Origin of the sequence: Psychrobacter sp. H8-1, from assembly GCF_904846575.1 — a bacterium.
Lineage (GTDB): Bacteria > Pseudomonadota > Gammaproteobacteria > Pseudomonadales > Moraxellaceae > Psychrobacter > Psychrobacter fulvigenes.
In genome coordinates, this window is record NZ_CAJHBG010000001.1 from 1,818,548 (window position 1) to 1,841,988 (window position 23,441).

Genomic DNA, 23,441 nt, shown 5'->3' on the forward strand with positions numbered 1-23,441 from the left:
GTTTTGAAATGACACTCACTGATATCAAAAGCTCACACTTTTCGATTCACTTCGAAAAGTATGCTATTTGGTGTTTAGTGAATTTTCACTGCTGCACATGAAGCTTAGCAATAGAGTAAATAAAAATAACCATGGAGAGGAATTTTATGACTACTCAAAAGCATGATAATGAGTTATCCGCAAGCCAACAAGTCACTAATTGGCTGCAAGGTTTTGATCAAGCCTTGCGCACAAAAGATATAGACCAAGCAGCTGAGTACTTTGAAGCCGAAGGGTATTGGCGTGATTTAGTTTCATTTACTTGGAATATCAAGACATTAGAGGGACAAGATAAAATTAAAGATATGCTCTCGCATACCCTAGAAACGGCTGAACCATATAATTGGCAGCTTGAAGAAGATGCAGTAGAAAACGATGGTGTTATAGAAGCTTGGATAACCTTCAACACCAAGGTGGCAAAAGGCTATGGACACTTACGTCTGCGTAATGGTAAAGCTTGGACATTATTAACCACTATGACCGAGCTCAAAGATTTCCCTGAAAAGCGTAAAAGATTACGTCCAAAAGGCGCTGAACATGGTGCTGACCCTGATCGTCTAACGTGGCAGGAAAAACGGGAAATTGAAGAAAAAAACCTCGGTTATAGCGAGCAGCCTTATTGCTTAGTTATCGGTGGTGGACAGGGCGGTATCGGTCTAGGAGCTCGCTTACGGCAACTCGACGTTCCGACAATTGTCATAGATAAGCAGCCTAGACCAGGTGATACATGGCGTAATCGTTATAAGTCATTATGTTTGCATGATCCTGTCTGGTATGACCATATGCCGTACCTCCCCTTCCCTGAGAACTGGCCAGTATTTACGCCAAAAGACAAAATTGGTGATTGGTTAGAAATGTATACCAAGGTTATGGAGTTAAACTACTGGGGATCAACTGAATGTATCAGTGCTGAATTCGATGAGGAGTTAAAGCAGTGGAACGTAGAGGTTGATAGAGCGGGTGAACATTTAGTATTACATCCTAAGCAATTGGTTTTGGCGACTGGTATGTCAGGGTTGCCAAACATACCAGAAATTCCTGGTATGGAAGATTTTGCTGGAGAGCAGCATCACTCAAGCCAGCACCCAGGCGGTGAGGCTTATCGAGGAAAAAAATGTATCGTACTAGGTGCCAATAACTCAGCGCATGATATTTGTGCCGCCCTTTGGGAAAATGGCGCAGACGTCACCATGATACAACGTTCATCAACGCATATTATTAAATCAGATACTTTGATGGATGAGGTATTAGGGGGTTTGTATTCTGAAGAAGCAGTTGAGAATGGAATGACTACCTATAAGGCAGACCTGACCTTTGGTTCTATTCCTTTTAAAATCATGCCGCAATTTCATGAGCCTGTTTACCGTAAAGTAGCAGAGTTAGATGCTGACTTTTATCAAAAGTTAACTGACGCAGGGTTTATGCTCGACTTTGGTGAAGATCATACTGGTCTCTTTATGAAATACTTACGTCGAGGCTCTGGTTACTATATCGATGTCGGTGCTTCTGAGCTAGTAGCGGAAGGGAAGATAAAGCTTAAATCTGGTGTTAGTATTGATCACATTAAGCCGAACTCAGTGGTGCTAACGGATGGTACAGAGCTAGAGGCAGATTTGATTGTATATGCTACTGGATTTGGCTCTATGAACGGTTGGGCGGCAAAAATAATCTCCCAAGAAGTAGCCGATAAAGTCGGTAAGTGCTGGGGAATGGGCTCAGATACCAAAAAAGACCCAGGCCCTTGGGAAGGTGAGTTAAGAAATATGTGGAAACCAACGCAGCAAGAGGCGTTATGGTTCCATGGCGGAAACTTGCATCAGTCGCGGCACTACTCTCAATACTTATCACTGCAACTTAAGGCCAGAATGGAAGGGATAGAAACGCCTGTTTATGGTTTACAGGAAGTTCATCACTTAGAGTAAGTTTGAGCGCTACTACTCTAAATAACGGACAAAAAATGGTAAGCATGATGGCCGCACTGGTTTGATTCAGTACGGCCATTTTTGTATTAGGTCAGCTAATTATTACGAGTTGCTTTGCTCATGCGGGCAAAATTCCTTAACCATACCTAAAAATGGTCATGTCTGGAAATTAATGGTTGTGTAGCGTGGTTAACATTGCTCCATTTGTACCAAACGTCTCAATCAATTAGAGCCTGCAAATAATGTAATACTAACAAAACCGAAGTCGATCCTTAGTGCCATATGCTGCATTGAAAGCACTTAATGACCATTGCCTAATTACTTTATAGGTGTATACCGGGTAAGATTCAATTTCGCACCTATTAATTTGCTATCTAAATTATTAACAACTTATCTCTACTTCCAAACGCTGTTTCACCATCGCGATTAAATACTCTCAAATTAAGCTCAATTCTTTCTTCATTTGCATTTATGGTTAAGAAGTTTTGGTAAAGACCTTCATGCCATAATCGATGCACATCTCCAAAGTCTTCAGAGCTTTCCAAAAACCCTAAAGAGCCGTCAATGCTAATAAAATTGGTTACATCTTCATTCGCAATAGATGGTGGATTTGTTAAGCCAGACGAGGTCACCTGATATATTTTCTTTGTAAATCCCGGCGGCTGATAACTAAATGCATTCGAGATATGAATATCACCCGACAGATTTATCATCTCCATATCTGGACGCTTTTGATGTAAATCGCGCATAATGTCAATTAGGCGATTCAACTGCCGTCGATTACCTGGTGAATGCCAGCTGTCACGCATATCATCACGGGCCTCTTGACCAAGATCGCCTGCCATTAATTCTAATTCTGACGCTAAGCTTTCAATAATATCATTCACATAAATAAAAGGTACACTGTTACCAAGTAGCAAATACTTAACATTTGGTTGCCCAGCAATATGACGACAAAATCTTTCAAAGTCACGTAGTTGTTGATCTGAAATCACTGCACCTGGGTTATCCCAACGATACATATCAATAAGGTATTTTTCGATAGCAATCGTGGATCCAACTGTAGCTCCAATCGTCGCGGCTCCAACTATGAGCCCAATTGGCCCTCCTGCTAAAGCTCCAAGCGCTATGCCAGCTGAAGCTAGTGCTGATGCAATTAGAGGTATATCAGGAGATATAGGTAGGTCTTTACCATAATTACGACTATTGCGACCGTCAAAAATAAAACTCGCAATCGGATTATCGACGTAAGCAAGATGGTTATCACTTTTAAGATTACGTTTCGACTCGCTACGCAAGGGAGTATTCCACGAAAACAAATACTCTTGAGCGGCCTGAGAGGCAATTTGCTTCATAACAGTATTTTCATCGCTAAAATCCGTAGCATCACTACCATAACCATCACGAATCTCATGATCATCCCACATAGCAATGTGTGGATAACGCCGCATCACGTCTTGCATGGCGTCAAAACTCCAGTGAAAACGGTAATTCAACCGGTATAGCGACAATAAGTCCTTACGTAAGTCCCAATTATTATGCCAGCCCGATTTATTGTTCACCTGAGCGACAAAGTTTAACGAGCCGGTACCGTCAGAATAACTCGAATCTCCTAGTGCCCAGATACGATGCGGTTCAAACTTGATTACCTGATGCGCGTACCACTGCATAATTTCGGCGCGCTCTGCTGGAACCTCAGCACCACTATGACCGGAGGTATAGGGTTGGTGACAAGACCATACGACCATTCGTGACATGACTCGATTAGATTCTTCAGAAAACTCAATGCTAGCCTCCATAACAGAGCGCGCTTCATACAATAAATATGAAAACGAGTTATTCAGATGTGCTTCACAAGCCATATCCGCAGAACTTTGACCGTCTAACAACCCGTCACCTGGCTGCTGCAATATGTCAAGTAATTCAAACTCTTTCTCTGAAGAATCTAACTCTTCGATCTTTATCAAACGCCAATGCCAACTACGAAAATCACGTAACGTAGTGGGAATTTGTATTTCTACCGTTTTTGGCGCGCTATTGAAATTAGGGAAACTAACTTCTTTTCTTATCACTGTAGTAATTGAGATATTATCTACAGGATAAAGTAAGAATAAATAACGACCTGCATATTTGGGGCGCAGCAGCCAGCTGCGCTTCCATACCCCAGTACGACCAAACACTGCGATATCATTAAGACGATTGGGATAGCCAACCGGCTTCAGAGTTGCTGTCGCAACACTTGCTATTCCGGTTGCACCAGCTAGTGCTATAGGCACCTCGACTGGTATTCTGCCAAAGTTACTCATCGTTCTAAAAACTTAGTTTGGCTAAGTACAGCTTCAAGATGTTGCCCCAACACTAACTCTGATTTGTACTTGTCCAAAGTCAGTTGAGCCATATCCTCATCATTCATACGCTCCGTCATGAGTGCGACTAAATTTCGTTGTGTATCTATGTATTCTTTAACTTTCTCAAACAGCGCTGCCCAATCAGCATCCATGGTATTGCCCACAGCCTCAAAAAAGGCAGCTTCAGAGCCCTTATGGATAGGCAGAAAAAAGCGGATCGCATTAACGTTCAAGAAATGGTAAGGCGAAAGACCATCGGCAGCCAGATGGCTAGGATCTGCTGGCTCAGAATCAAATCTAGCATTATCCCAATCAATACAACTCTTTATGATGCCATGGTAGTACGACCAGTGGGCGTCAGCCGATACACCAAACATCATTTTCATTAGAGATATAAAGGTATAGTCTCGTAATTCAACTGGATCGTTATGGTAGCGACTGATCAACTCTTCTTTTTTAAGTCGCGCATATTTCTTAGCCTGAGCTTTCACTGCAGCACGCCGCGCTATATTAACTTCCCCTATAGTCTTGTTGTAATCTTTTAGTTGTTCCAAGTATGCCGCAGTATACTTGTACTTACTGACCGATACCTTAAGATAAAAATAGTCCGGATCGTCCCAAAATGGAAAATCCAGAATTTGTACACGAGTGGAAATGGTAATACTTTTGTTGGGCACATGATTGACTACTACAGGATCGAATACCCTGTACTGGTCAGCTTCAAAATCGTCATCGCTGGTATCTTGTATAAACTCTAACTCTACATCAGCGTCTAAAAAGTAACCATTATTGCTCTGAGCATCTGTCAGCTCTATAGTAACTTCGGCTCTGTAAATATGGTTTGTATCATCATTCTTATAATCCTTTTCCAATACCTTCTTAGTTTTACCTGTTATGCGTTCAAAGCCTTCATAACTAGGTAAAGGTTCGGCTGGATCTACTACGTAGTTTTCAGCGATGTACTGCGCCTGTGTATTTCTCTCGAACCTTTCAATTCTCCGGTGTAACGCTAAAAACGGATTACGCATCCTGGGCGACCAAACCGCACCGATCTCATCTAAATAGTGCGTAACCTCTACGGGAGCAAATGCCTCGAATGACACTGCTGTAGTCGCAAAATCAGTGTCTTTGCCTTCTGTCCGATACTCTCGCGTTAAAGCATTACTCACCGTAGATGCAGATATGGTCTTTGATGCATTTTTTTCTGATATTTCAAGTAGTGTCGCTTCAACCATTGAGCGCTTCTCACCTTTAGAGACATCTCGAGAAAAGCCCTGCTCGCTCATGGTCTGCCCTAGGTTCGAACCATAATCATAAAGCGTACCTAGTTTTTCTTTCATTTTACTAGAGACCAACTGACTGGTCCCTGAACGACTACCGCGCTCATTGGAAGCAACACCAATTTGTTGATTTGCAACAGTCTGGCTGCTGCTATAGGAAAGCTCGCTGTTAGGTGCCACCGAGTCAACGGACAACGGACCCCGAAACTGCGGTTGACCTATGATTAATTCGACTCGTTCGTGGCGTAAAAATGCCCATTCACGGCTGTCAACAATCACTGAGTCGTCAACGCTCTGCATATCATCTGAGATTATTCCAGCAGATCTTAAAGCGTCGGCGATTGAATTAGTGATTAATTTGGCTTCTGTTAGCACAACATCTTTAAGGTTATCCTTGATATGCATACTGGATACTTCATCAAAGATTGTTTTAGCTAACGCTGTTTCAACTGCGTTGCTTTTTCGCCCCTTAGTAGTTGAAGCCTTTAAAATTTTTGTCATCTTTTCCGCTGGAGGTAATGCGGCTAAATCCATTCTGAACTCGCCATTTTTATCAATCAACTTCCCTGACTCTACCAATCTTTTTACTATTGGATTCGACTCTCTCATTGCCTGCAATATAAAGCTATTACTGTTGACCAGCTGATTATTAGCATTGGGATTAGTTGCACTCATCTCTAACGATAATATTTCAACATCTGACGTACTCAGTCCACGCACGTCATGCAGAATATCTAGCAAAACATGGCTATCATGAGCAACGGTAGATGCACGATCTACATTAATTACACGCTTAGGGACGTAATTTCTAATCGGTGGCGGCTCAAGAACAACAACGGACGGATCTATAAACAGAATCGGCGCTACACTCCACTCGTCTTTTTGTTTTTGTACAGCATCTAATAATAGATATGTAGTTTTGATCCTATCCCAATGCTTAAGTCCGATGGTTCGCAAATGCGTGTAAGTAAGTGGTCCCAGTCGCGGAATTAGCGTGAATGTCTCATATTTAGTGACAATCTTGTTTGGAACAGCAAGTTCTGTAGGTAAGGAAGTTGTTGGTATAGACGCATGAATATTTGGCATGGAGCAAATCCTTGTGTAGGTTGGACTAGCACATAAAAACCATCAACTCAACATACTCATGCTTGCCCATAAAAATGAAATTTCGTCTGTTTAGAAAAAAATGTTTAATTTGATTAAATTACATTTACCACCATAATTCAAACTCAAAAACATTTTATATTTGTCACAATCCTTACTTGATATTCAAACCATACTTAAGATTAATTATGATATAACCCATTTTAGATATATTAACAATAACAATTAGTCTCTTAATATAATTTATTTAGCAAAATAAACTCAATACTCTCCCAGTTTTTTTAAATAATATATAAAGAAAATAACTCTTTAGAGGCTAGCAATACTCTTAAACAGAGATATTGAAATATAGTCAATCCCACCTAAAAGTGTTATAAACTAACTATCAAATTCAATTGTTATTATAAAGACCATGACTTACTCACTAGATTTTCGCAAACAAGTACTAAAAAGCTTAGACGAGGGTATGACCTTTGCCGAGGCAGCTAAATTCTATAACCTCAGCCCAACCACCATACAAAACTGGAAGAGACGTGTTCATAGCAAAACAACCAGGCAAACCAAACCCTATAAAATACCAGATGATGTGCTACTTAATGATGTTCAAGAACATCCCGATGATTACCAGTATGAGCGAGCTCGTCGTCTAAACTGTAGTAAAACAGGCATTTATCATGCCCTAAAGCGACTTGGCATCAGTCAAAAAAGACCTTAGAACACCCAAAAGCCTGTCCGATCAAAAGAGCGATATACCACAGTAAGCTTGATAACTTTAAACAACAAGGCTATCCCATCGTCTATATGGATGAAAGCGGCTTTGAGCACGAGACCATTCGCTCTCATGGTTATGCACCGATTGGTAAACCCTGTATCGATAGTTACACTGGCAAGGTAAAAAGCGAACCAACGTTATCGGTGCTCTATATGAAAAGATGATGCTGTTTGCCCTAGATTACTTTAAGCCAACATTAACAGCAGCATATTCTACGACTGGTGCAAACACAAGCTAATCCCAAGTCTTAAAACCAAATGCGTGATTGTCATGGATAATGCCAGATTTCATAAGAATAAACGCATTCAAAAGCTACTGAACAGGCACGGTCATCGTATTTTGTGGCTACCGCCGTACAGCCCTGATCTGAACCCTATCGAGAAAAAATGGGCTCAGGTAAAGTTTCTACGCCAAGGCTGGTTGGAAAATGACTTATCCAAGTTGTTTTATGATGTTTGTCCTAACCATAACAATTTTATTTTGAACTGACTATATAGATTACTACTGAAATTACTAGTGAGTCGGATACCTTCCAAGAATTCTAATCTGTTATAGTAAAGCTCTTATAGTCAATCCACAATAAAAGAGATACAACCCATATCATGAAATAGCTTAGGCAGATTATTCTCCATCCAGCCTTGGCGTAGAAACTTAGCTTGAGCCCATTTCTTTTCAATGGGATTAAGATCAGGACTGTACGGTGGTAGCCACAAAATACGATGACCATGTCTGTTGAGTAGTTTTTGGATACGCTTATTTTTATGAAACCGAGCATTATCCATGACAATAACGCATTTGGTTTTAAGGCTTGGGATTAGTGTTCGTTTGCACCAGTTGTAGAATATGGTGCTGTTAATATTCTGCTCAAAGTAATCAAGCGCAAACAGCATTTTTTCATACAATGCCCCGATGACATTCGTACGCTTTTTTGCTTGCCAGTTGTAGCTATCTATACAGGGTGTACCTATCGGTGCATAGCCATGAGAGCGGATAGTCTCGTGCTCAAAGCCGCTTTCATCCATATAGACAATGGGATAGCCTTGCTGTTTAAAGTGATCAAGCCTACTCTGGAATATCGCTCTTTTGATCGGACAGGCTTTTGGATGTTCCAAGGTCTTTTTTTGACTGATACCAAGACGCTTTAAGGCAATCTCAATGCCTGATTTGCTACAATTTAAACGCTGTGCTCGCTCATACATGTAATCGTCTGGATATTGCGCAACGTCTTGAAGAAGTGCTTCATTTGGTATTTTACTGGGTGCTTTATCCCGAGATTGTTTGATTGTTGGGTTTTTCAACCAGCGTTGTAATGCCGTCTTGCTAACGTCATAGAAAGTACACGCTTCACGAATAGTCATGTCTTTGTTTTTGACGCTTTTGATCACTTGCGCCCGGAAGTCTGCAGAATAAGTCATCGTTATTAATATCTTTCTCTTAGTTTTAATAGTATTGTATCTTATTTATAAAAGACCGACTATATAACACCAACATAGACCATCTACTAAATATGTCGCAAGCCAAATTGATGATAATGTGCTACGACTAAAAACATAGAGACAATAAACACATGTTTGGTTAATTTATATAGATAAATTACCTTTTGTCTTGGATTTCTACTGGTTAGCAATCACTTTTTTAGAGGGCTTTATGACCATCATCTTGATATTGAGCACCAAGCTTTTGATTATTAGGTTTTTTATCCTTTAACTTGACCGCATCACATGCTCTACTACCATCTCGCTACTACTTTTTATCTATGCAAACACTAAAAATGACCTAACTACCTGACTTATAGGACAAAAAATATCTTCGCTAAAGATATAGCTGACCCTGCGAAATAACCATTTAGCTGGTATTTCCTCAAAAACCTACAATATTTAAGGGGCTGTCCTAGATAATTAGCTCAAACCCTGTTTAACCCATTGTTTTAATTGTAGTAATTGCGACTTTGGGTCACTGTGATTAAAACGCCACTCACATTCCTTTAAATAGAGGTGAAAATGCTCTTTTGGGACCCCGTTAAACTTACGTAGATGCCGTTTAGCTTGGTTCCAGAAGTTCTCTATACCGTTAATATGATTCTTGTCATTAACAAAGGTTTTAGAGTGGTTGATACGATAATGAGTAAACTCACTGACATCTAATGCGTTATAGCTTTTAAATGAGTCAGTATAAACAATGCTATCAGGCTTCACTTTTTCTCTTATGATGGGGATCAAAGTATCTGCTTTAGCATTGGGTATAATACAAGCGTAGACCTTGCCATTACGCTTTAGTAGGCCAAACACGGGCACTTTGCTACCAGCACCTCGCCCTCGCTTGCCTTTACGAGTTCCACCAAAGTATGATTCGTCTACTTCGATTTCGCCTTCAAATAGACCAGGGTCTTGGCTATTCTCGTAAATAAGTAGTCGTAGCCTATGAAAGTAATAACTGGCTGTAGTTTTATTAACACCAACTAGGCTTGCTGCTGTTCTGGCGGTAGAACCGGCAACAAATAACTCGATTAGTCTGCTTTGTTTATACCAACTTAGTTTGCTTTTTCTCATAGTGCTATCCTAAATAATTTTACTTATCTAGGACAGCCCCATATTTAAAGTAAATAACATACGATATTTGGTAGTATAAAATTAGACACACTCTTTTAGATATGGTTACTGGCTAGATTCTTACACCTGATCGGACTATATTTGATGGTTTTTTAGATGGAGAAATGCACCGTTCATCGTGAGATCAAACCTAGTATCAACAATGTTTTTAGACAGGAAACGATGACAAGGATCTCGAAGCTGATTGATGACTAAGGAAGAGGCTTATGGATGCACTGAGTAGGTTGCTGCAGCAATCTCAGCACCTAAAGGAAACTAAATATTATTGTTTGAGTTTTTCTGGTGACTGGGCATTTTCACTCACGAGTAGCGACAATATTTATTTTTATTTGATTCAAGCTGGCAGCTTTTATATCACTATAAATGAAGTATCACGACAAGTGTATACTGGTGATATTGTGATGATTCCTAATTCCAATAAACATGTCTGTCATGCACCAGACTATCATAGTCAACATGTCCAAGAGTTAGATAAAACTTTGCTTGAGGGTGATAAATGTCCTGCCGACCCTCTCAAAGACAGTAACTCTAATACGCAATTTATAGTAATCGAATGTCAATACGATAAAGACCTGCTTCGACCGCTACTATCAGCATTACCCGCCATTTTGCCTGAGCATGATGAAAGCCATGGAAGTCAATTTAAAGCGCTCGGCTGGGCCCTTGGCTTCTTAACAATAGAGTCTCAATATGAGCGCTTAGGTAAGCTTGCGATGATTAATCTTTGGGCAAGTATTGTCATGGTTGAATGCTTACGCACATATATTGAAAGATTGCCTGAGAAGGCAGAGAATTGGTTGTTTGCTATGAGAGATCCGTATTTATCAAAAACACTAGCCATTCTTCATGATTCACCAGATCATAAATGGACGACTCATGAGCTGGCAGAAAAGGTCGGCATGTCTCGTTCAAGCTTTACTCAGCGCTTCAAAAACATTATGGGTGTGCCGCCCTTGACTTACCTGACTACCTACCGCTTGTGTCTTGCTGCTCGCCAACTACGCCTACAACATAATAGTATCGGTCAAATCAGTGAGCTAGTTGGTTACACATCAAACTCAACTTTTAGCCAGGCATTTAAGCGAGTATATGGTATGTCACCGAAAGCGTATCGAGAACGGCAACAAGCTGCTATAAGCAATTAAGGTCTATAGGAAGCTATGTTTTTACGAATAGGCTCAAAAACGAGGCCATTATAGATAAGTAATCGAGTCAACTTGTACAGTTGATGGATAACCATCGCCATATCATCATGTTTATCATAGATATCTTTTCCCTTTATCTTTGCCCTTTACAGATAAAGAGCCAAATACGATCTTTTTCTGACGCTTGAACACCCCTGCTAAAGACAATTCACAAAGCATGCGCTCCTTATTAACACTCTTTTTGTTGTTTTATAAAAAACGACATAATCAGCCCGCTAACCGCCAGTACAATTCCCAAAATAAACGCTGTTTGTACACCAGCGGTCAATGACGTACTTGCGACAGAGGGATCTGAAGGATCGGTAACCGTCTTCAAAAAATTATTTTGTAAAGTAGACATAATTGTGATTGCAAGCGCGGTTCCGATTGATCCAGATACTTGCAGTAACGTGTTTATCAAAGCGGTTCCGTCTGGATAAAGATTTTTGGGTAGTGCGTTCAAACCATGAGTTTGCAAGGGCATCATGACGAACGTCACGCCAATCATAAGACCAGAATGCAAGAGAATGGCCATTAAAATAGTGGTTTCAGTAGTGACATTCGACAGGCTCCACAACATGATAATCATTATGATAAAACCCGGTGTAAAAAGCCATTTGGAACCAAACTTATCGTATACACGCCCTGCGACTGGAGACAAAATACCATTTAGCGCACCCCCTGGCATCAGTATCAGACCAGCAGTGAGCGCTGATAGCCCGAGTCCAATCTGTAGATATAATGGCAAAAGAATCATAGATGACAAAATAATCATGAAGGTAGCAGAGACACTTAGCAAGGCTAAGGTAAACACGGGATACTGTAAAGTCCGCAGATCCAACATGGGATTATCGAGTTTGAACTGTCTTGACGAAAATACAAGAAGAGACATTAGACCAATGATAAGGGTGCTAATGACCAATGGACTGCCCCATCCTTTGTGTCCTGCGATACTAAAGCCGTATACAATGCCGCCAAAGCCAATCGTCGATAAGATGATGGAAAGCACATCTATTTTTGGTTTTGTCAGTTCAGATACGTTCTGCATAAAAAGCAGTCCATATACTAATGAAAAAGCCAGAAATGGAATGAGTAGCCAAAGAATCCAGTTCCAACTCAGTACTTCAATAATTAATCCCGCAGTAGCCGGTCCAATAGCTGGTGCTGACATCATGACCAGTCCAACCAACCCCATGATCGTCCCTCTTTTATGAATAGGGAAAATGATTAATACGGTGTTGAACATAAGCGGGATTAATAAACCCGTGCCGACTGCCTGAATGACACGTCCTAAGAGTAACACTTCAAAAATAGGCGCCATACCAGAGACTATCGCTCCAGCAATTGAAAATAGTAGAGAGGCAACAAATAACTGCCGAGTACTGAACCATTGTATTAATAGGGCAGATACGGGAATGAGTATGCCCATTGTCAATAAGTAGCCTGTGGTTATCCACTGCACCGTCGAAGAAACGACATTAAATTCACTCATCAAGTTGCCAAGCGCCATATTTAAAGCCGTTTCGCTAAATAATCCAGCGAACCCTGCTATTAAAAAGGATATTAAAATGGGGATTGGTTTTATACCTGCTTGACTTTGTTCAATTGCAATTGTAGACATTAAAACTCTCTTCGTTTATCAGGGCGTGCCCTCAATCTGAACGATAAGTTTCAGATGAGCACACGTTCTAGCTAAATCATTCTTTGCTATGTTGTATGATTTACTTTTCAGTAAATAATGAGGGGATTTGTTCTGCTATCGTTTCAAGTGGCTTGCCGCTTTTCATCGTTAACGCCAACAAAATCCCGCCTTCAGTCAGCGCATGGAAAACTGTCGCTAAACTAGTGGCTTGCTCCTTGGGATAGCCTGCTTCCAGGAACTTCTCCGTATAGATGGATTGCCAATCCTTAAAAGTTGCTTCACATGCCAATCGAATTGGTTCGCTAGTAGAATGCTTTTCTCCAGCGATGGTTCCAATCGGAGAACCAATAGGATCACCGCCTTCCCCAAATACTCTGGACAATTCATATACATAAGCCTGAAAAGCATCTACCGGATTGGAGGCACCATCGAAAACGGCCTTGATATCTTCCATGACCAATGTTTTGGTGTTATTGATTGCTGCAATCGCCAACTGTTCTTTGCCTTTTGGAAAGTAATGATACAAGGAGCCCTTAGGTATTCCGCTTTCCTCAATAATGTCATTGAGACCCACTCCGCAATATCCGCGTACCTTGAACAGGCGTGACGCCGTCTCAATGAGCACATCTTTTGGCTTTACTTTGTCATCCATTATTAAAACCTCTAAAATTATAACAACCGGTCTATTAGTTGCGCATGATAGTGAGTTCTTTCCTATCTGTCAATGTTATAAAGATATGCTAGAAGTAAATCTCATTCTTCTCAAAATGATTTACAGATGACTTTGACTATTTTTCTTAGTCTCACTTAGCTTTTGCTTGAAACAAAAAAAACACCCAACCAAGTTGAGTGTTTTTTGTTTTTAGATAAATCAAAGAGCGGATAAGAGGCTACTTAAAGACGTGGTAATGATATAGGTTTTAAATTCGATAACTTAATTAGTATTAAGACAAGCTCATAATTTATTTTTTATTAGGTTTCACAAAATTAATTACTAGCATCAAAACTACCCCAATAGAAATTCCGATAATATAATTGTCTATCGCCGCTCCAACTCCTATTCCAATAGCTAATCCAACCCAAGACCCTAAAGAATATTTGCCCTTATTTTTATCATCTTCCATAATAAACTGGCTCCTTACCCGATAGCTCTTCTAGTACTTTCTTATCATTAACTATATTTCTAGTATTTTGCATAATGAATGATTCTTTATAACCTCTGATGATCTTAACTATGACTATAGCCAGTACAATATGAAAAAAATACAGCGGAACTGGGATGAATTTTTTGCAGCCTCTGTCGGCGTAGGCACAGCAAGCTAGAAAAATTTATACCAGTTTCGCGTTATTAAATAACGTATTCATTTTATTTAGTATCGACTATACTCAAATTAACCCTTTATAAAGGAAATAAAATCCCACCACGGTTAATAACAGCGCAAAGCATTTCTTTAACAATGCTGGTGATAGTATATGAGCGACTTTTGCGCCTACCTTCGCGGTGAAAAAACTCATGATGCTGATACCTAAGAAGGCATAAATGTGCACAAAGCCAATGGTATTAGGTACATTTATTTGCGCCTGCGTTCCAAATACCATATACCCTAGCGCACCAGCAATGGCAATCGGCAAGCCGCATGCAGCGGATGTACCAACCGCTTTTTGCATGACCACATTATAACGGGTGAGATAAGGCACCGTTAAGCTGCCGCCACCAATACCAAAAATGGCCGAAGCAACGCCAATAACCCCGCCTGCTGCCAACTGTTTAGGTTTTGAAGGCAGTTCTGTATTATTATGGTTGGCATTACTGACATTATTAGCATGACTGGCGACCTGTTTTTTGCCACCGAAGAACATCTTATAGGCGACCCAAAGCAAAAATACACCGACAATAAGCTGCAGATAAAGCCCAGATATTTGCCCTGCTATTCCCGCACCCAAAAAGCAACCAATCGCTAAACCTGGCGCTAAGTTTTTAAAGACAGGCCACATGACGGCGCCCTTTTTATTGTGTGCCATTAACGAGCTGATCGAGGTGACAATGATGGTTGCCAGTGAGGTACCTAACGCCAGATGCATGATGTTGTCAGGACTGTAGTCCATTTGCGTAAAAACGATAAATAACAGTGGCACGATGATGGTGCCGCCGCCCACGCCAAATAGCCCTGCAGCAAACCCTGCTAGCGCCCCTATTATTAAAAAAATGATTAATTCCACAGGATAGTTACTTCTTATTTAGATTTAGTTAAATATAGTCAACTCGAAATAAAATCGATACGTTTATATTGTCGTGCTACTGGTACAAATTTTCCTTGCTTGCTGTGCGCTTCGCACTCCAGAGGCTGCACAAAATTTATCCCAGTAGCACTGTGTCGGTTTTAAAGTGTATCAACTATAGTTATTTTAGCTAGATAGTAATTAGGGTCTATTGGATATCCAACAGACCCTAGAAAATAATGTACGCGGTTTACCCTTGATCGGCTTGACCCACTTGATGATAGGCACGATTAAAATAGGCCAAACTTTCATTTTGCCCATCTTGCTTCTCCTGCTTGATAGCGACAACACGGCATATAAAAATACTGTGCGTGCCAACTTCCTGAACTTGCTCAATCTCACAATCGAAGCTGACGAGCGCATCTTCTAAAACAGGAGCGCCTGTTGCTAACTGCGTCCAAGAACCCTGTTTGAATCGCTCTTTTGAACCGAGTTTGGAGGCAAAGGTATTGGATATATATTCATGCTGTACCCCTAGCACATTGACACTCAAGATTTTATTTTCAATAAAACTTTTATGTGATCGAGCCATCCGATTCATACAGACCAGTAAGGTTGGCGGTGTGTCCGTGACACTACATACCGCAGATGCGGTAAACCCATGCATACCAGAAGGGCCTTTTGTGGTGACCACATTGACCGCTGTCGTTAACATAGACATTGCATCTCTAAAGTCGGTTGCTTCAATCATATCCTTAATCATTACTGTAATCCTAAATTTGAGCTCGGTAAGTAGTAGGGCGTGTCAATCCTAAAAACAATACAAGGCAAGCGCGCAAGTATTATAATGATAGGCACAGGGACTTAATACCGTAACACTTTAAGCGTGGTTCGACTATAGATTTTCTTCAGTTATCGATAGGATTACTTAATGATTCTAATCGGATTTTACAATCAAACCAAACTCTCGAGCATTGATCCCCACACATCTTAAGATTGGTTAGTACTGGGTAATAGATGCTATGTAGTAAGTGCCGTGCAATACGTACTAAGCTGTCAGTTCTTTACGAACGATTGCCGCACCTGCACTTAATGCTGCAAGCTTACCACGTGCCACTTGGCGAGACAGAGGTGCCATGCCGCAGTTGGTCGAAGGATAAAGCTTATCAGCATCAACAAATTGCAGGGCCTTGCGTAGCGTATCCGCAACTTCTTCAGGAGTTTCAATAGTATTGGTTGCCACATCAATGGCACCGATCATCACTTTTTTGCCGCGAATCAATTCAATCAAATCCATCGGCACATGTGAGTTTTGACACTCGAGTGAAACAATATCGATAGCAGACTGCTGCAGTTTTGGAAATGCTTGCTCATACTGGCGCCACTCTGAACCTAGCGTCTTTTTCCAGTCATTATTGGCTTTGATACCATAGCCATAGCAAATATGCACCGCCGTCTCACACTTTAGACCTTCAATGGCACGCTCTAACGTGGCGATGCCCCAGTCGTTGACGTCATCGAAGAACACGTTAAAGGCAGGCTCATCGAATTGGATGATATCTACCCCAGCCGCTTCTAACTCTCTGGCTTCTTGATTGAGAATTTTGGCAAATTCCCAAGCCAGTTTTTCACGGCTTTTATAATGACCATCATACAGCGTATCAATCATCGTCATTGGGCCAGGCAGCGCCCATTTTATCGGCTGATCTGTTTGCTGACGTAAAAACTTGGCGTCGTCCACAAATACTGGTCTTTGACGGCTCACAGCCCCAACGACAGATGGCACACTCGCCTCATAACGATCACGGATTTTGACCGTTTTACGGTTCTCAAAATCGACGCCATCTAGATGTTCAATAAAGGTGGTCACAAAATGCTGACGGGTCTGCTCGCCATCACTGACAATATCTATCCCTGCATGCCGCTGTTCTTGTAATGACACCCGTAGCGCATCTTGTTTGGCTTCAAGCAGTTGTTCGCCTTCCAATGCCCAAGGTGACCAAATTTTTTCAGGTTCGGCAAGCCAAGAAGGTTTTGGTAAGCTGCCTGCTGTTGACGTCGGTAATAATAATTCCATAATATTTAATCTTCTCTATTATCTAATCTTTTATATTTTGGTTGATAAGGGTCTATTAAGCTGCGCGTTTTTTAGCCGCTTCTTTTTGAATTGTCTCGCTTGTCACAACATAGTTTGCCGCCCACTCACCAAGAATGGCCTGATAGGGTTTTATGAACTCATCTTCCGTGAACTTACCTTGCGTCACCGCCATTTGGCTGCGCTCCGCGCGATCATAGACAATTTGAGTCAATGAATAGTCTTGGTACTTCAAACTTGGCTGATATATGTGACCAGCGGTAGAGTTGGCATTGTAAATTTCAGGTCGGTAGATCTTCTGGAAAGTCTCCATCGTACTGATGGCACTGATCAGCTCAAGGTCGGTGTAATCACGTAGCAAGTCACCAGCGAAATAAAACGCTAAAGGCGCAACACTACCTGCAGGCATGAAATAGCGAACGGTTAAGCCCATTTTGTGGAAGTAGTCATCGGTCAATGAATACTCATCCTGTCTGTATTCGACCCCTAATACAGGATGCTCATTGCCCGTGCGCTGATAGATCTTACTGCTTGACACACTCAGGCAAATCACAGGTTGCTTGTGAAAGTTGGCTTGATAGGCCTCTGATTGTAATAAATGTTGAAACAGCTTACCGTGCAAATCGCCAAAATCAGTTGGTGGCGCGGAGTCTGGATGGTTTGCGAAATGCTCTGGTAACACAATGCTAAAGTCATAATCGCGTACATAAGATGAGAAGCTATTGCCAATCATACCGTCGATACGGGTGTTTTCTTTATGGTCGACAATCGTTGTTTTCAGCGTCTCAATGACTGGAAACGTATTGCCATTGCCTTCGATATCTAAGTCTGCTGAAATGATATCGACTTCAACAGAATAACGGTCGGCGGTTGGATTGTCCCAGTGCGCCAAGTCGTTAAAACGATTGTTTATCATGGCAAGCGTTTTGCGTAAGTTCTCTTGGCGATTGTCGCCACGTGCCAAGTTCGCAAAGTTAGTGGTCAGACGCGTGCTGTCTGCAGGCTGATAGTTTTCGTCAAAACGAATGTGTGAGATGGTATATGTGAACTGTTTACTCATGATAATCTGCTACCTTAATCTACTCTCATTAACTGAGATAAAACCAAATTTGTGTATGGGGTGAATCATACCCAAAGTAGAACATGAATAAAAACGACTTAACTTAAACATAAGATGAATAAAATTCATGTTGAGCAATTATCGTACTTCTCAAACTTGCCACAGCCCCTCAACACTTATCATGTTTTTATTATCAATGACTGGATAATCAGTAAAGCTCATGCCATAGCCGCCTAGAGCGTTCGGGCTTATCTCACACCTTGCGCCCAGTGGGAAGCTGTGTTTTTTACTGATATGCCCGAAGCTCATGCCGCTGTAGATAGGCAGTCCAGTCAGCTTATGCAACTGACGAATGACCATCGCCACATCATAGCGTTTGTCATAGCTGTCTTCACCAGTACCAGACAACGACCCAAAAACAATGGCTTGCTGACGCTGAAACACGCCAGCCAAATACAAGTCATAGAGCATGCGCTCAATACGATATGCCTGCTCGCCCACGTCCTCCAAAAAGACAATGCCACCATCAATGTTCGGTAAGTACTTACTCCCTGCCAGCGCCGATACCACGCTGAGATTACCACCCCAAATCGTTCCTGTTAATGTTTGACTATCATCAGTGGCTAAAATCGTGGGTAGCTGGGCACTGGTCAACGCTGCACTCTGTATATCGATGCGTAAATTAGGATTAGTGAGTGCCGCTACAAACTGGCGACAACTCACCTCATCAGGTGTGGTTTTACCAAACTCACTGTAGAGCATGGGCGCAGCAAGCGAGCTCATTTTCCCTTGTGCCAATAGCGCACACTGAATAGCAGTGACGTCACTAAAACCAGCCAATATAGTGCCACGCTCGTGCATAACACGTCCTAGCGTCGGCCAATCAATCAACGGTAGCAAGCGTATGGCGCCATAGCCACCGCGCACGCCGAGTAGCAGTTTGGGCGCTTTAATGGCACCAGTGGCGATATTCTGCAGGTCACTGGCCCGCTGCGCATCCGTACCAGCAAAGCGTAAATACTGGCGTTTGGTGATAGCAGGATTGTGTACCTCAAAACCTGCACAGGCCAATCGCTCCAATGCTAGCTGGTTGCGCTCATTACTACCGCCAACGTTGGAGCTGGCAAATAGACGCGTTTCAATCGTAGGTATTATGCACTTTGAGGTAGACCCTATTAACTGATTATCTTCAACCGCTGAGGTAGGCAACTCTGAGAGAGGTAATTCGTCTTTGGTCAAGGATGTAGCACTTTTTTGGTCTCTTGTAGCAACGCTCAAGCTTTGCGCAAGGCTCTGGGTTGCAAGCAGCCCTGCTCCTGCAGTCATGCCTAACTGCCAAAAAAACTGGCGGCGATTAAGCTCGTTGTTTGTCGTAGTGTCTGTTGATGACTGCTGTAGAGTTTTTGTGGTTGCACGCATAACGGATCATTGCCTTAAAAAATTATCTTAAAATAGAGCACGAATCGAATTTGGTCTATAGATATATGCTTGCTATAGTATGAATATACTAAAAATACGTGGAAGGAGAATAGTAATGACTGCTGATTATAAAGAGGGTAGCAAAAACGGCAACACTGACAGGATTGCTGATGCTGACCTCGAATACATCATTCGTGAAGAAGAAAAACTTAAAGACAAGCTGCAAGACAACAGCTATCTAGAACGCTTTACTAAAGACTTGATGTTGTTTATGAGCTTAGTGAAAGACTACTATCAAGGCAACTATAAAGACATTCCCTACAAAACCATATCAGCGGTCGTCGTAGGCTTGTTATATATTCTAAATCCTATCGATATCATTCCGGACTTCATCCCAATTATTGGTTATATTGATGATGCCTTAGTCATTACTTTTTGCTTAAAACTGGTCGAAAAAGATCTGCACAAGTATCAGTCATGGAAAAAACGCCAAACTTCTCTCAAAGCTCAAGCTGAGACTGAGACTGAGACTGAGACTGAGACTGAGACTGAGACTGAGACTGAGACTGAGACTGAGACTGAGACTGAGACTGAGATAAAAGCAGAAAAGACCGATGACAACAACACCCTTTCTGACAGCCCATAGCTCTTAACTAAAGCTCTTAACTAAAGCGCCCAACTAAGACCACAAAAAATAGCAACGACTCACGGTTTTTATTAACCCGTCGTTGCTTATTTATCAGCTCTATAGTGAATCCTAAAAAACGGATGCGTTTTTTGTCACGTGCTGCTGCTATTCATTTTGCTTGTTCAGTTCGGCAGATCATAACGTGAGTTTTCTGGATTTAGACCAAATGAATAGACGAAGGTCGCAACCAAACTATTGATAACAATAAACGGCAGATCAAGGCTAACATGACCGAGCAAGTAGCGACCAATCAGCCACGACACCACCAGCATGATGATAAAAAACCCACCTAGATACCCCAAAATCGTTGGATGTTTCAAGCCATACGGCTGTTCAGGTGCAGGCTTTTTATTCAGTACATAATTTCGTATTGCCCAACCAGCTGCATAAGACAATCCGCCTAACACCACATAACTAAAAAAATTCATATTTTTAACTCTATTACAAAACACTGGATAGCAAACACTGTTCAAACAATCAGTAACTGTCTAAGGGCCTTTATATCCATCATTAATAGCTGTCTTCATTGACATTATTAATCACAATGTTGGCATGTGGATTGGCTAAAATATCCGTATTAACCTCATCACAATCTACCCGATAAATGGTATTGGCCCCTCTATAAATATAAGACAAATACTCACTGTCAAGGAGTGGATCAATATTGGCATAGACAGGTTTGACATGTGCCAACACCAATACCCTATCAGGACGCGCAATGACTGCATCGACATTATCAGGATCGATGGAGAAAAACTTAGGTATCTCACTGTTATCAACGATTTCTAACGGTTCAGCGACATCCCAGACACGGTTAGCACTTGCAGGCTCTTTCATCTGCATCACCCACTCACCTGATTGCTCACTGATTTTAATCTGTGCAGGTTCGTTATGGCTGACGGTATAACAGCCTGCAAAGACAGATAAATCCGCTTCAGCTTTTGTCTCTGTATTCTCAGCGTCTGAAAGACTACTGTCGTTACACCCAGTTAAAAATAACGCACTGCAGGCTATGCTACTGATTGCGAGAATGGCAAGTTTATTGCATAGTTTACTGTTTATAGTGACTAAGCGACCGTCTAAGCGTTTAGGCATGTTAGGATTATCCTACAATAAAGGGTTTTGAGACCTGAAAAGCTCAATTCAAATTAAGGTGAATTCATCAGGCTTATTTTAACAGAAAATTTCTATCCTGCTGTGCTGATATGTCGCTTTACAGTTTCGTCATTAGCAAGAGCACATATTGGTCATGGATTTGCTATAATCAAGCGCATTCATTTAAGTGACACTAGCAGCAGTTGAGCCATGCTTTTATATAAATTGTGTGTGGCTGCAGGTTAGTATTTAATAGGTTATTGAGTTTTTATGTCAGACAATCATGTTTCATCACTGCATGCCTCTAGCGCTTCTATTGACGTATCAGTAAGCGCTGCAAGTACTCGTCAGCAAAATACAGCCGACCCACTGGCAGTGAAGGCAAACACCACCGTCGCCTATACTGATGGGGCTTGCAAAGGCAACCCGGGCGTTGGTGGTTGGGGCGCACATCTGATATTTAGCGATGGACGTACACAAGACCTATACGGCGGCGATAAAGAAACCACCAATAACCGTATGGAGCTGATGGGAGCAATAAAAGCCCTAGAGCACAGCCCACGCGGCTCAAAGCTTGAAATCTGGACTGACTCTAGCTACGTAAAAAACGGCATTACGCAGTGGATTGCCAATTGGAAACAACGCGGATGGAAAACCGCCAGCAAAAAGCCCGTTGCCAATCAGGATTTGTGGCAACAGCTAGATAAGCTTCGTCAGGATCGCGATGTTGATTGGCATTGGGTAAAAGGTCATGCAGGTCATGCAGGCAATGAAAAGGCCGACGAGCTGGCCAACCTTGGAGTCACTTCAAGTAGTGAGCCGTCAGCTGCAGGCAATAGCACGCCTAAAGATGATAATCATAAAGATAATGCTAAAAAAAAACTCAAATAACCGCTAATGACTGGCTTAACTTTGATCCCTTGGGCTTTGATATGATGGATGACGAGGCAGCCCTATTAGAGGAAGTGTTAGATGACATCGCTTCAGACGAGACACTTTTAGATGCAACAAATAGCTTCTCACATTCCATGCAAGTCAGTAGCCAACTGAGCCACGATATACAGCCAATGAGTACCGAGTCTATGAGTACAGATGCAATGACAGCAGATAATAACTTGCCAGATGAGACGGCAGATTTGCCACAGTTTGACGGCGATACCAGCCGTGCCAATCCGCATTTTCGCCCACTGCTACCCAAGCCTATTCATCGTCATGAAGCCAACCGCCAATTGATTATGGATACGGAGACCACAGGTCTTGATGCTCTAAAAGGGGATCGAATAGTCGAAGTGGGTATCGTTGAGCTAGTCGGTCGTAAGTTCACGGGCGAAAAGCTACATGTTTATATCAATCCAGAACGCAGTATGGACGAAGAAGTCATCCGTATTCATGGTATCTCTGAGGCTTTTTTAACCGACAAACCAACCTTTGATCAAGTAGCCAAATCGCTCTATGAATTTATGGATGGTGCAGAGATCATCGCTCACAACGCGGCGTTTGATATGACCTTCTTATCCATGGAGTTTGACAAGGTTGGTATGACTGACTTTGCGCAGCGAGTAAAAGTCACTGACTCGCTGGCGATGGCCAAACAGCAATACCCAGGACAGAAAAACACCCTTGATGCACTGGTACGCCGCCTTGATGTGGGTAAACAAGACCGAACCTTTCACGGCGCTTTACTTGACTCAGAGATCTTAGCCGAAGTCTATTTGGCGATGACTGGTGGTCAGGTCGCGCTAGCTATCGAGGATGATGCTGAAGCAGATGGTGGTCATACCGCTCATGCGAGCTTTGCCAGTCTTGCTGCCATGTTATTGGAGTCCAAAGCTGACAGCAGCGCCAATCAGAGCTGGTTTGCAGGCTTAGCAGAAGATTATCCCGATATAAAAACCAACATGTCTCAGTGGTAAAAGTGATAAACACCCTCCCAAATAACACTCTGAGACGCTATGACTATTATT

20 protein-coding genes and 1 pseudogene are annotated in these 23,441 nt (G+C 41.8%); 7 read left to right on the top strand and 14 right to left on the bottom strand.

Features of this window, described 5'->3' with window-relative positions; genetic code table 11:
• Positions 1 to 146: 146 nt before the first annotated feature.
• On the top strand, positions 147 to 1,961 hold the full coding sequence (locus tag JMY01_RS07365; RefSeq protein WP_201574954.1) for an NAD(P)/FAD-dependent oxidoreductase: 1,815 nt from the start codon (positions 147 to 149) through the stop codon (positions 1,959 to 1,961).
• A 374-nt stretch (positions 1,962 to 2,335) separates the two neighbouring features.
• On the opposite strand, the gene JMY01_RS07370 is transcribed toward JMY01_RS07365, so the two are convergent.
• The gene (locus tag JMY01_RS07370; protein WP_201574955.1) at positions 2,336 to 4,267 is read right to left on the bottom strand and encodes an alkaline phosphatase D family protein; all 1,932 of its coding nucleotides are present in this window, start codon (positions 4,265 to 4,267) and stop codon (positions 2,336 to 2,338) included.
• On the bottom strand, positions 4,264 to 6,675 hold the full coding sequence (locus JMY01_RS07375) for a hypothetical protein (protein WP_201574956.1): 2,412 nt from the start codon (positions 6,673 to 6,675) through the stop codon (positions 4,264 to 4,266). Before JMY01_RS07375 ends, JMY01_RS07370 begins: the two co-directional genes overlap by 4 nt.
• 430 nt (positions 6,676 to 7,105) lie before the next feature.
• On the opposite strand from JMY01_RS07375, the gene JMY01_RS07380 reads away from it, so the two are divergent.
• From JMY01_RS07380 to JMY01_RS07385, 3 genes are all read left to right on the top strand, one after another.
• Entirely contained in the window at positions 7,106 to 7,408 is a 303-nt protein-coding gene (locus JMY01_RS07380) for an IS630 transposase-related protein (protein WP_201574957.1), read from the top strand.
• An 86-nt stretch (positions 7,409 to 7,494) separates the two neighbouring features.
• Complete coding sequence (locus JMY01_RS14095) at positions 7,495 to 7,629, top strand: transposase (protein ID WP_227677749.1); 135 nt, start codon at positions 7,495 to 7,497, stop codon at positions 7,627 to 7,629.
• 31 nt (positions 7,630 to 7,660) lie between these two features.
• Positions 7,661 to 7,954, top strand: coding sequence for a transposase (locus JMY01_RS07385; protein ID WP_201577347.1), 294 nt, complete (start codon positions 7,661 to 7,663; stop codon positions 7,952 to 7,954).
• Between the two features lie 80 nt (positions 7,955 to 8,034).
• Here JMY01_RS07385 and JMY01_RS07390 read toward each other — a convergent pair whose 3' ends face one another.
• Positions 8,035 to 8,880 carry an IS630 family transposase gene (locus JMY01_RS07390; protein ID WP_201574958.1) on the bottom strand — a complete coding sequence of 282 codons (846 nt, stop codon included), beginning with the start codon at positions 8,878 to 8,880 and terminating at the stop codon, positions 8,035 to 8,037.
• A 483-nt stretch (positions 8,881 to 9,363) separates the two neighbouring features.
• Positions 9,364 to 10,014: an IS1595-like element ISPssp3 family transposase gene (locus JMY01_RS07395; protein WP_201574297.1), complete on the bottom strand. Its 651-nt coding sequence runs from the start codon at positions 10,012 to 10,014 to the stop codon at positions 9,364 to 9,366.
• Positions 10,015 to 10,280: 266 nt separating this feature from the next.
• On the opposite strand from JMY01_RS07395, the gene JMY01_RS07400 reads away from it, so the two are divergent.
• Positions 10,281 to 11,219, top strand: a complete 939-nt coding sequence (locus JMY01_RS07400; RefSeq protein WP_201574959.1) for an AraC family transcriptional regulator — start codon at positions 10,281 to 10,283, stop codon at positions 11,217 to 11,219.
• Positions 11,220 to 11,448: 229 nt separating this feature from the next.
• Here JMY01_RS07400 and JMY01_RS07405 read toward each other — a convergent pair whose 3' ends face one another.
• The 8 genes from JMY01_RS07405 to JMY01_RS07440 form a co-directional block, all read right to left on the bottom strand.
• Entirely contained in the window at positions 11,449 to 12,879 is a 1,431-nt protein-coding gene (locus JMY01_RS07405) for an MDR family MFS transporter (RefSeq protein ID WP_201574960.1), read from the bottom strand.
• 100 nt (positions 12,880 to 12,979) lie between these two features.
• Positions 12,980 to 13,552 carry a TetR/AcrR family transcriptional regulator gene (locus JMY01_RS07410; RefSeq protein ID WP_201574961.1) on the bottom strand — a complete coding sequence of 191 codons (573 nt, stop codon included), beginning with the start codon at positions 13,550 to 13,552 and terminating at the stop codon, positions 12,980 to 12,982.
• A gap of 310 nt (positions 13,553 to 13,862) precedes the next feature.
• Complete coding sequence (locus JMY01_RS07415; RefSeq protein ID WP_201574962.1) at positions 13,863 to 14,024, bottom strand: hypothetical protein; 162 nt, start codon at positions 14,022 to 14,024, stop codon at positions 13,863 to 13,865.
• A 262-nt stretch (positions 14,025 to 14,286) separates the two neighbouring features.
• A complete protein-coding gene (locus tag JMY01_RS07420; RefSeq protein ID WP_201574963.1) occupies positions 14,287 to 15,120 on the bottom strand; it encodes a sulfite exporter TauE/SafE family protein in 834 nt (277 codons plus the stop codon).
• 250 nt (positions 15,121 to 15,370) lie between these two features.
• A complete protein-coding gene (locus JMY01_RS07425; RefSeq protein ID WP_201577356.1) occupies positions 15,371 to 15,871 on the bottom strand; it encodes a flavin reductase in 501 nt (166 codons plus the stop codon).
• A 297-nt stretch (positions 15,872 to 16,168) separates the two neighbouring features.
• Complete coding sequence (locus JMY01_RS07430; RefSeq protein WP_201574964.1) at positions 16,169 to 17,197, bottom strand: methionine synthase; 1,029 nt, start codon at positions 17,195 to 17,197, stop codon at positions 16,169 to 16,171.
• 55 nt (positions 17,198 to 17,252) lie between these two features.
• Positions 17,253 to 18,275 carry a DUF1852 domain-containing protein gene (locus tag JMY01_RS07435; RefSeq protein WP_201574965.1) on the bottom strand — a complete coding sequence of 341 codons (1,023 nt, stop codon included), beginning with the start codon at positions 18,273 to 18,275 and terminating at the stop codon, positions 17,253 to 17,255.
• Positions 18,276 to 18,425: 150 nt separating this feature from the next.
• Complete coding sequence (locus tag JMY01_RS07440; RefSeq protein ID WP_201574966.1) at positions 18,426 to 19,694, bottom strand: LD-carboxypeptidase; 1,269 nt, start codon at positions 19,692 to 19,694, stop codon at positions 18,426 to 18,428.
• A 115-nt stretch (positions 19,695 to 19,809) separates the two neighbouring features.
• Between JMY01_RS07440 and JMY01_RS14435 the strand changes: the two genes are divergently transcribed.
• Complete coding sequence (locus JMY01_RS14435) at positions 19,810 to 20,340, top strand: YkvA family protein (RefSeq protein WP_374220349.1); 531 nt, start codon at positions 19,810 to 19,812, stop codon at positions 20,338 to 20,340.
• A gap of 164 nt (positions 20,341 to 20,504) precedes the next feature.
• Here the strand turns inward: JMY01_RS14435 and JMY01_RS07450 are convergent, their stop codons facing one another.
• A complete protein-coding gene (locus tag JMY01_RS07450; RefSeq protein ID WP_201574968.1) occupies positions 20,505 to 20,810 on the bottom strand; it encodes a hypothetical protein in 306 nt (101 codons plus the stop codon).
• 82 nt (positions 20,811 to 20,892) lie between these two features.
• Positions 20,893 to 21,477 (bottom strand): hypothetical protein, encoded by a 585-nt coding sequence (locus JMY01_RS07455; protein WP_201574969.1) that lies wholly within the window; start codon positions 21,475 to 21,477, stop codon positions 20,893 to 20,895.
• A 413-nt stretch (positions 21,478 to 21,890) separates the two neighbouring features.
• On the opposite strand from JMY01_RS07455, the pseudogene dnaQ reads away from it, so the two are divergent.
• Positions 21,891 to 23,390 (top strand): annotated as a pseudogene (gene dnaQ, locus JMY01_RS14295) (DNA polymerase III subunit epsilon); the annotation flags it as partial.
• Positions 23,391 to 23,441 lie beyond the last annotated feature (51 nt).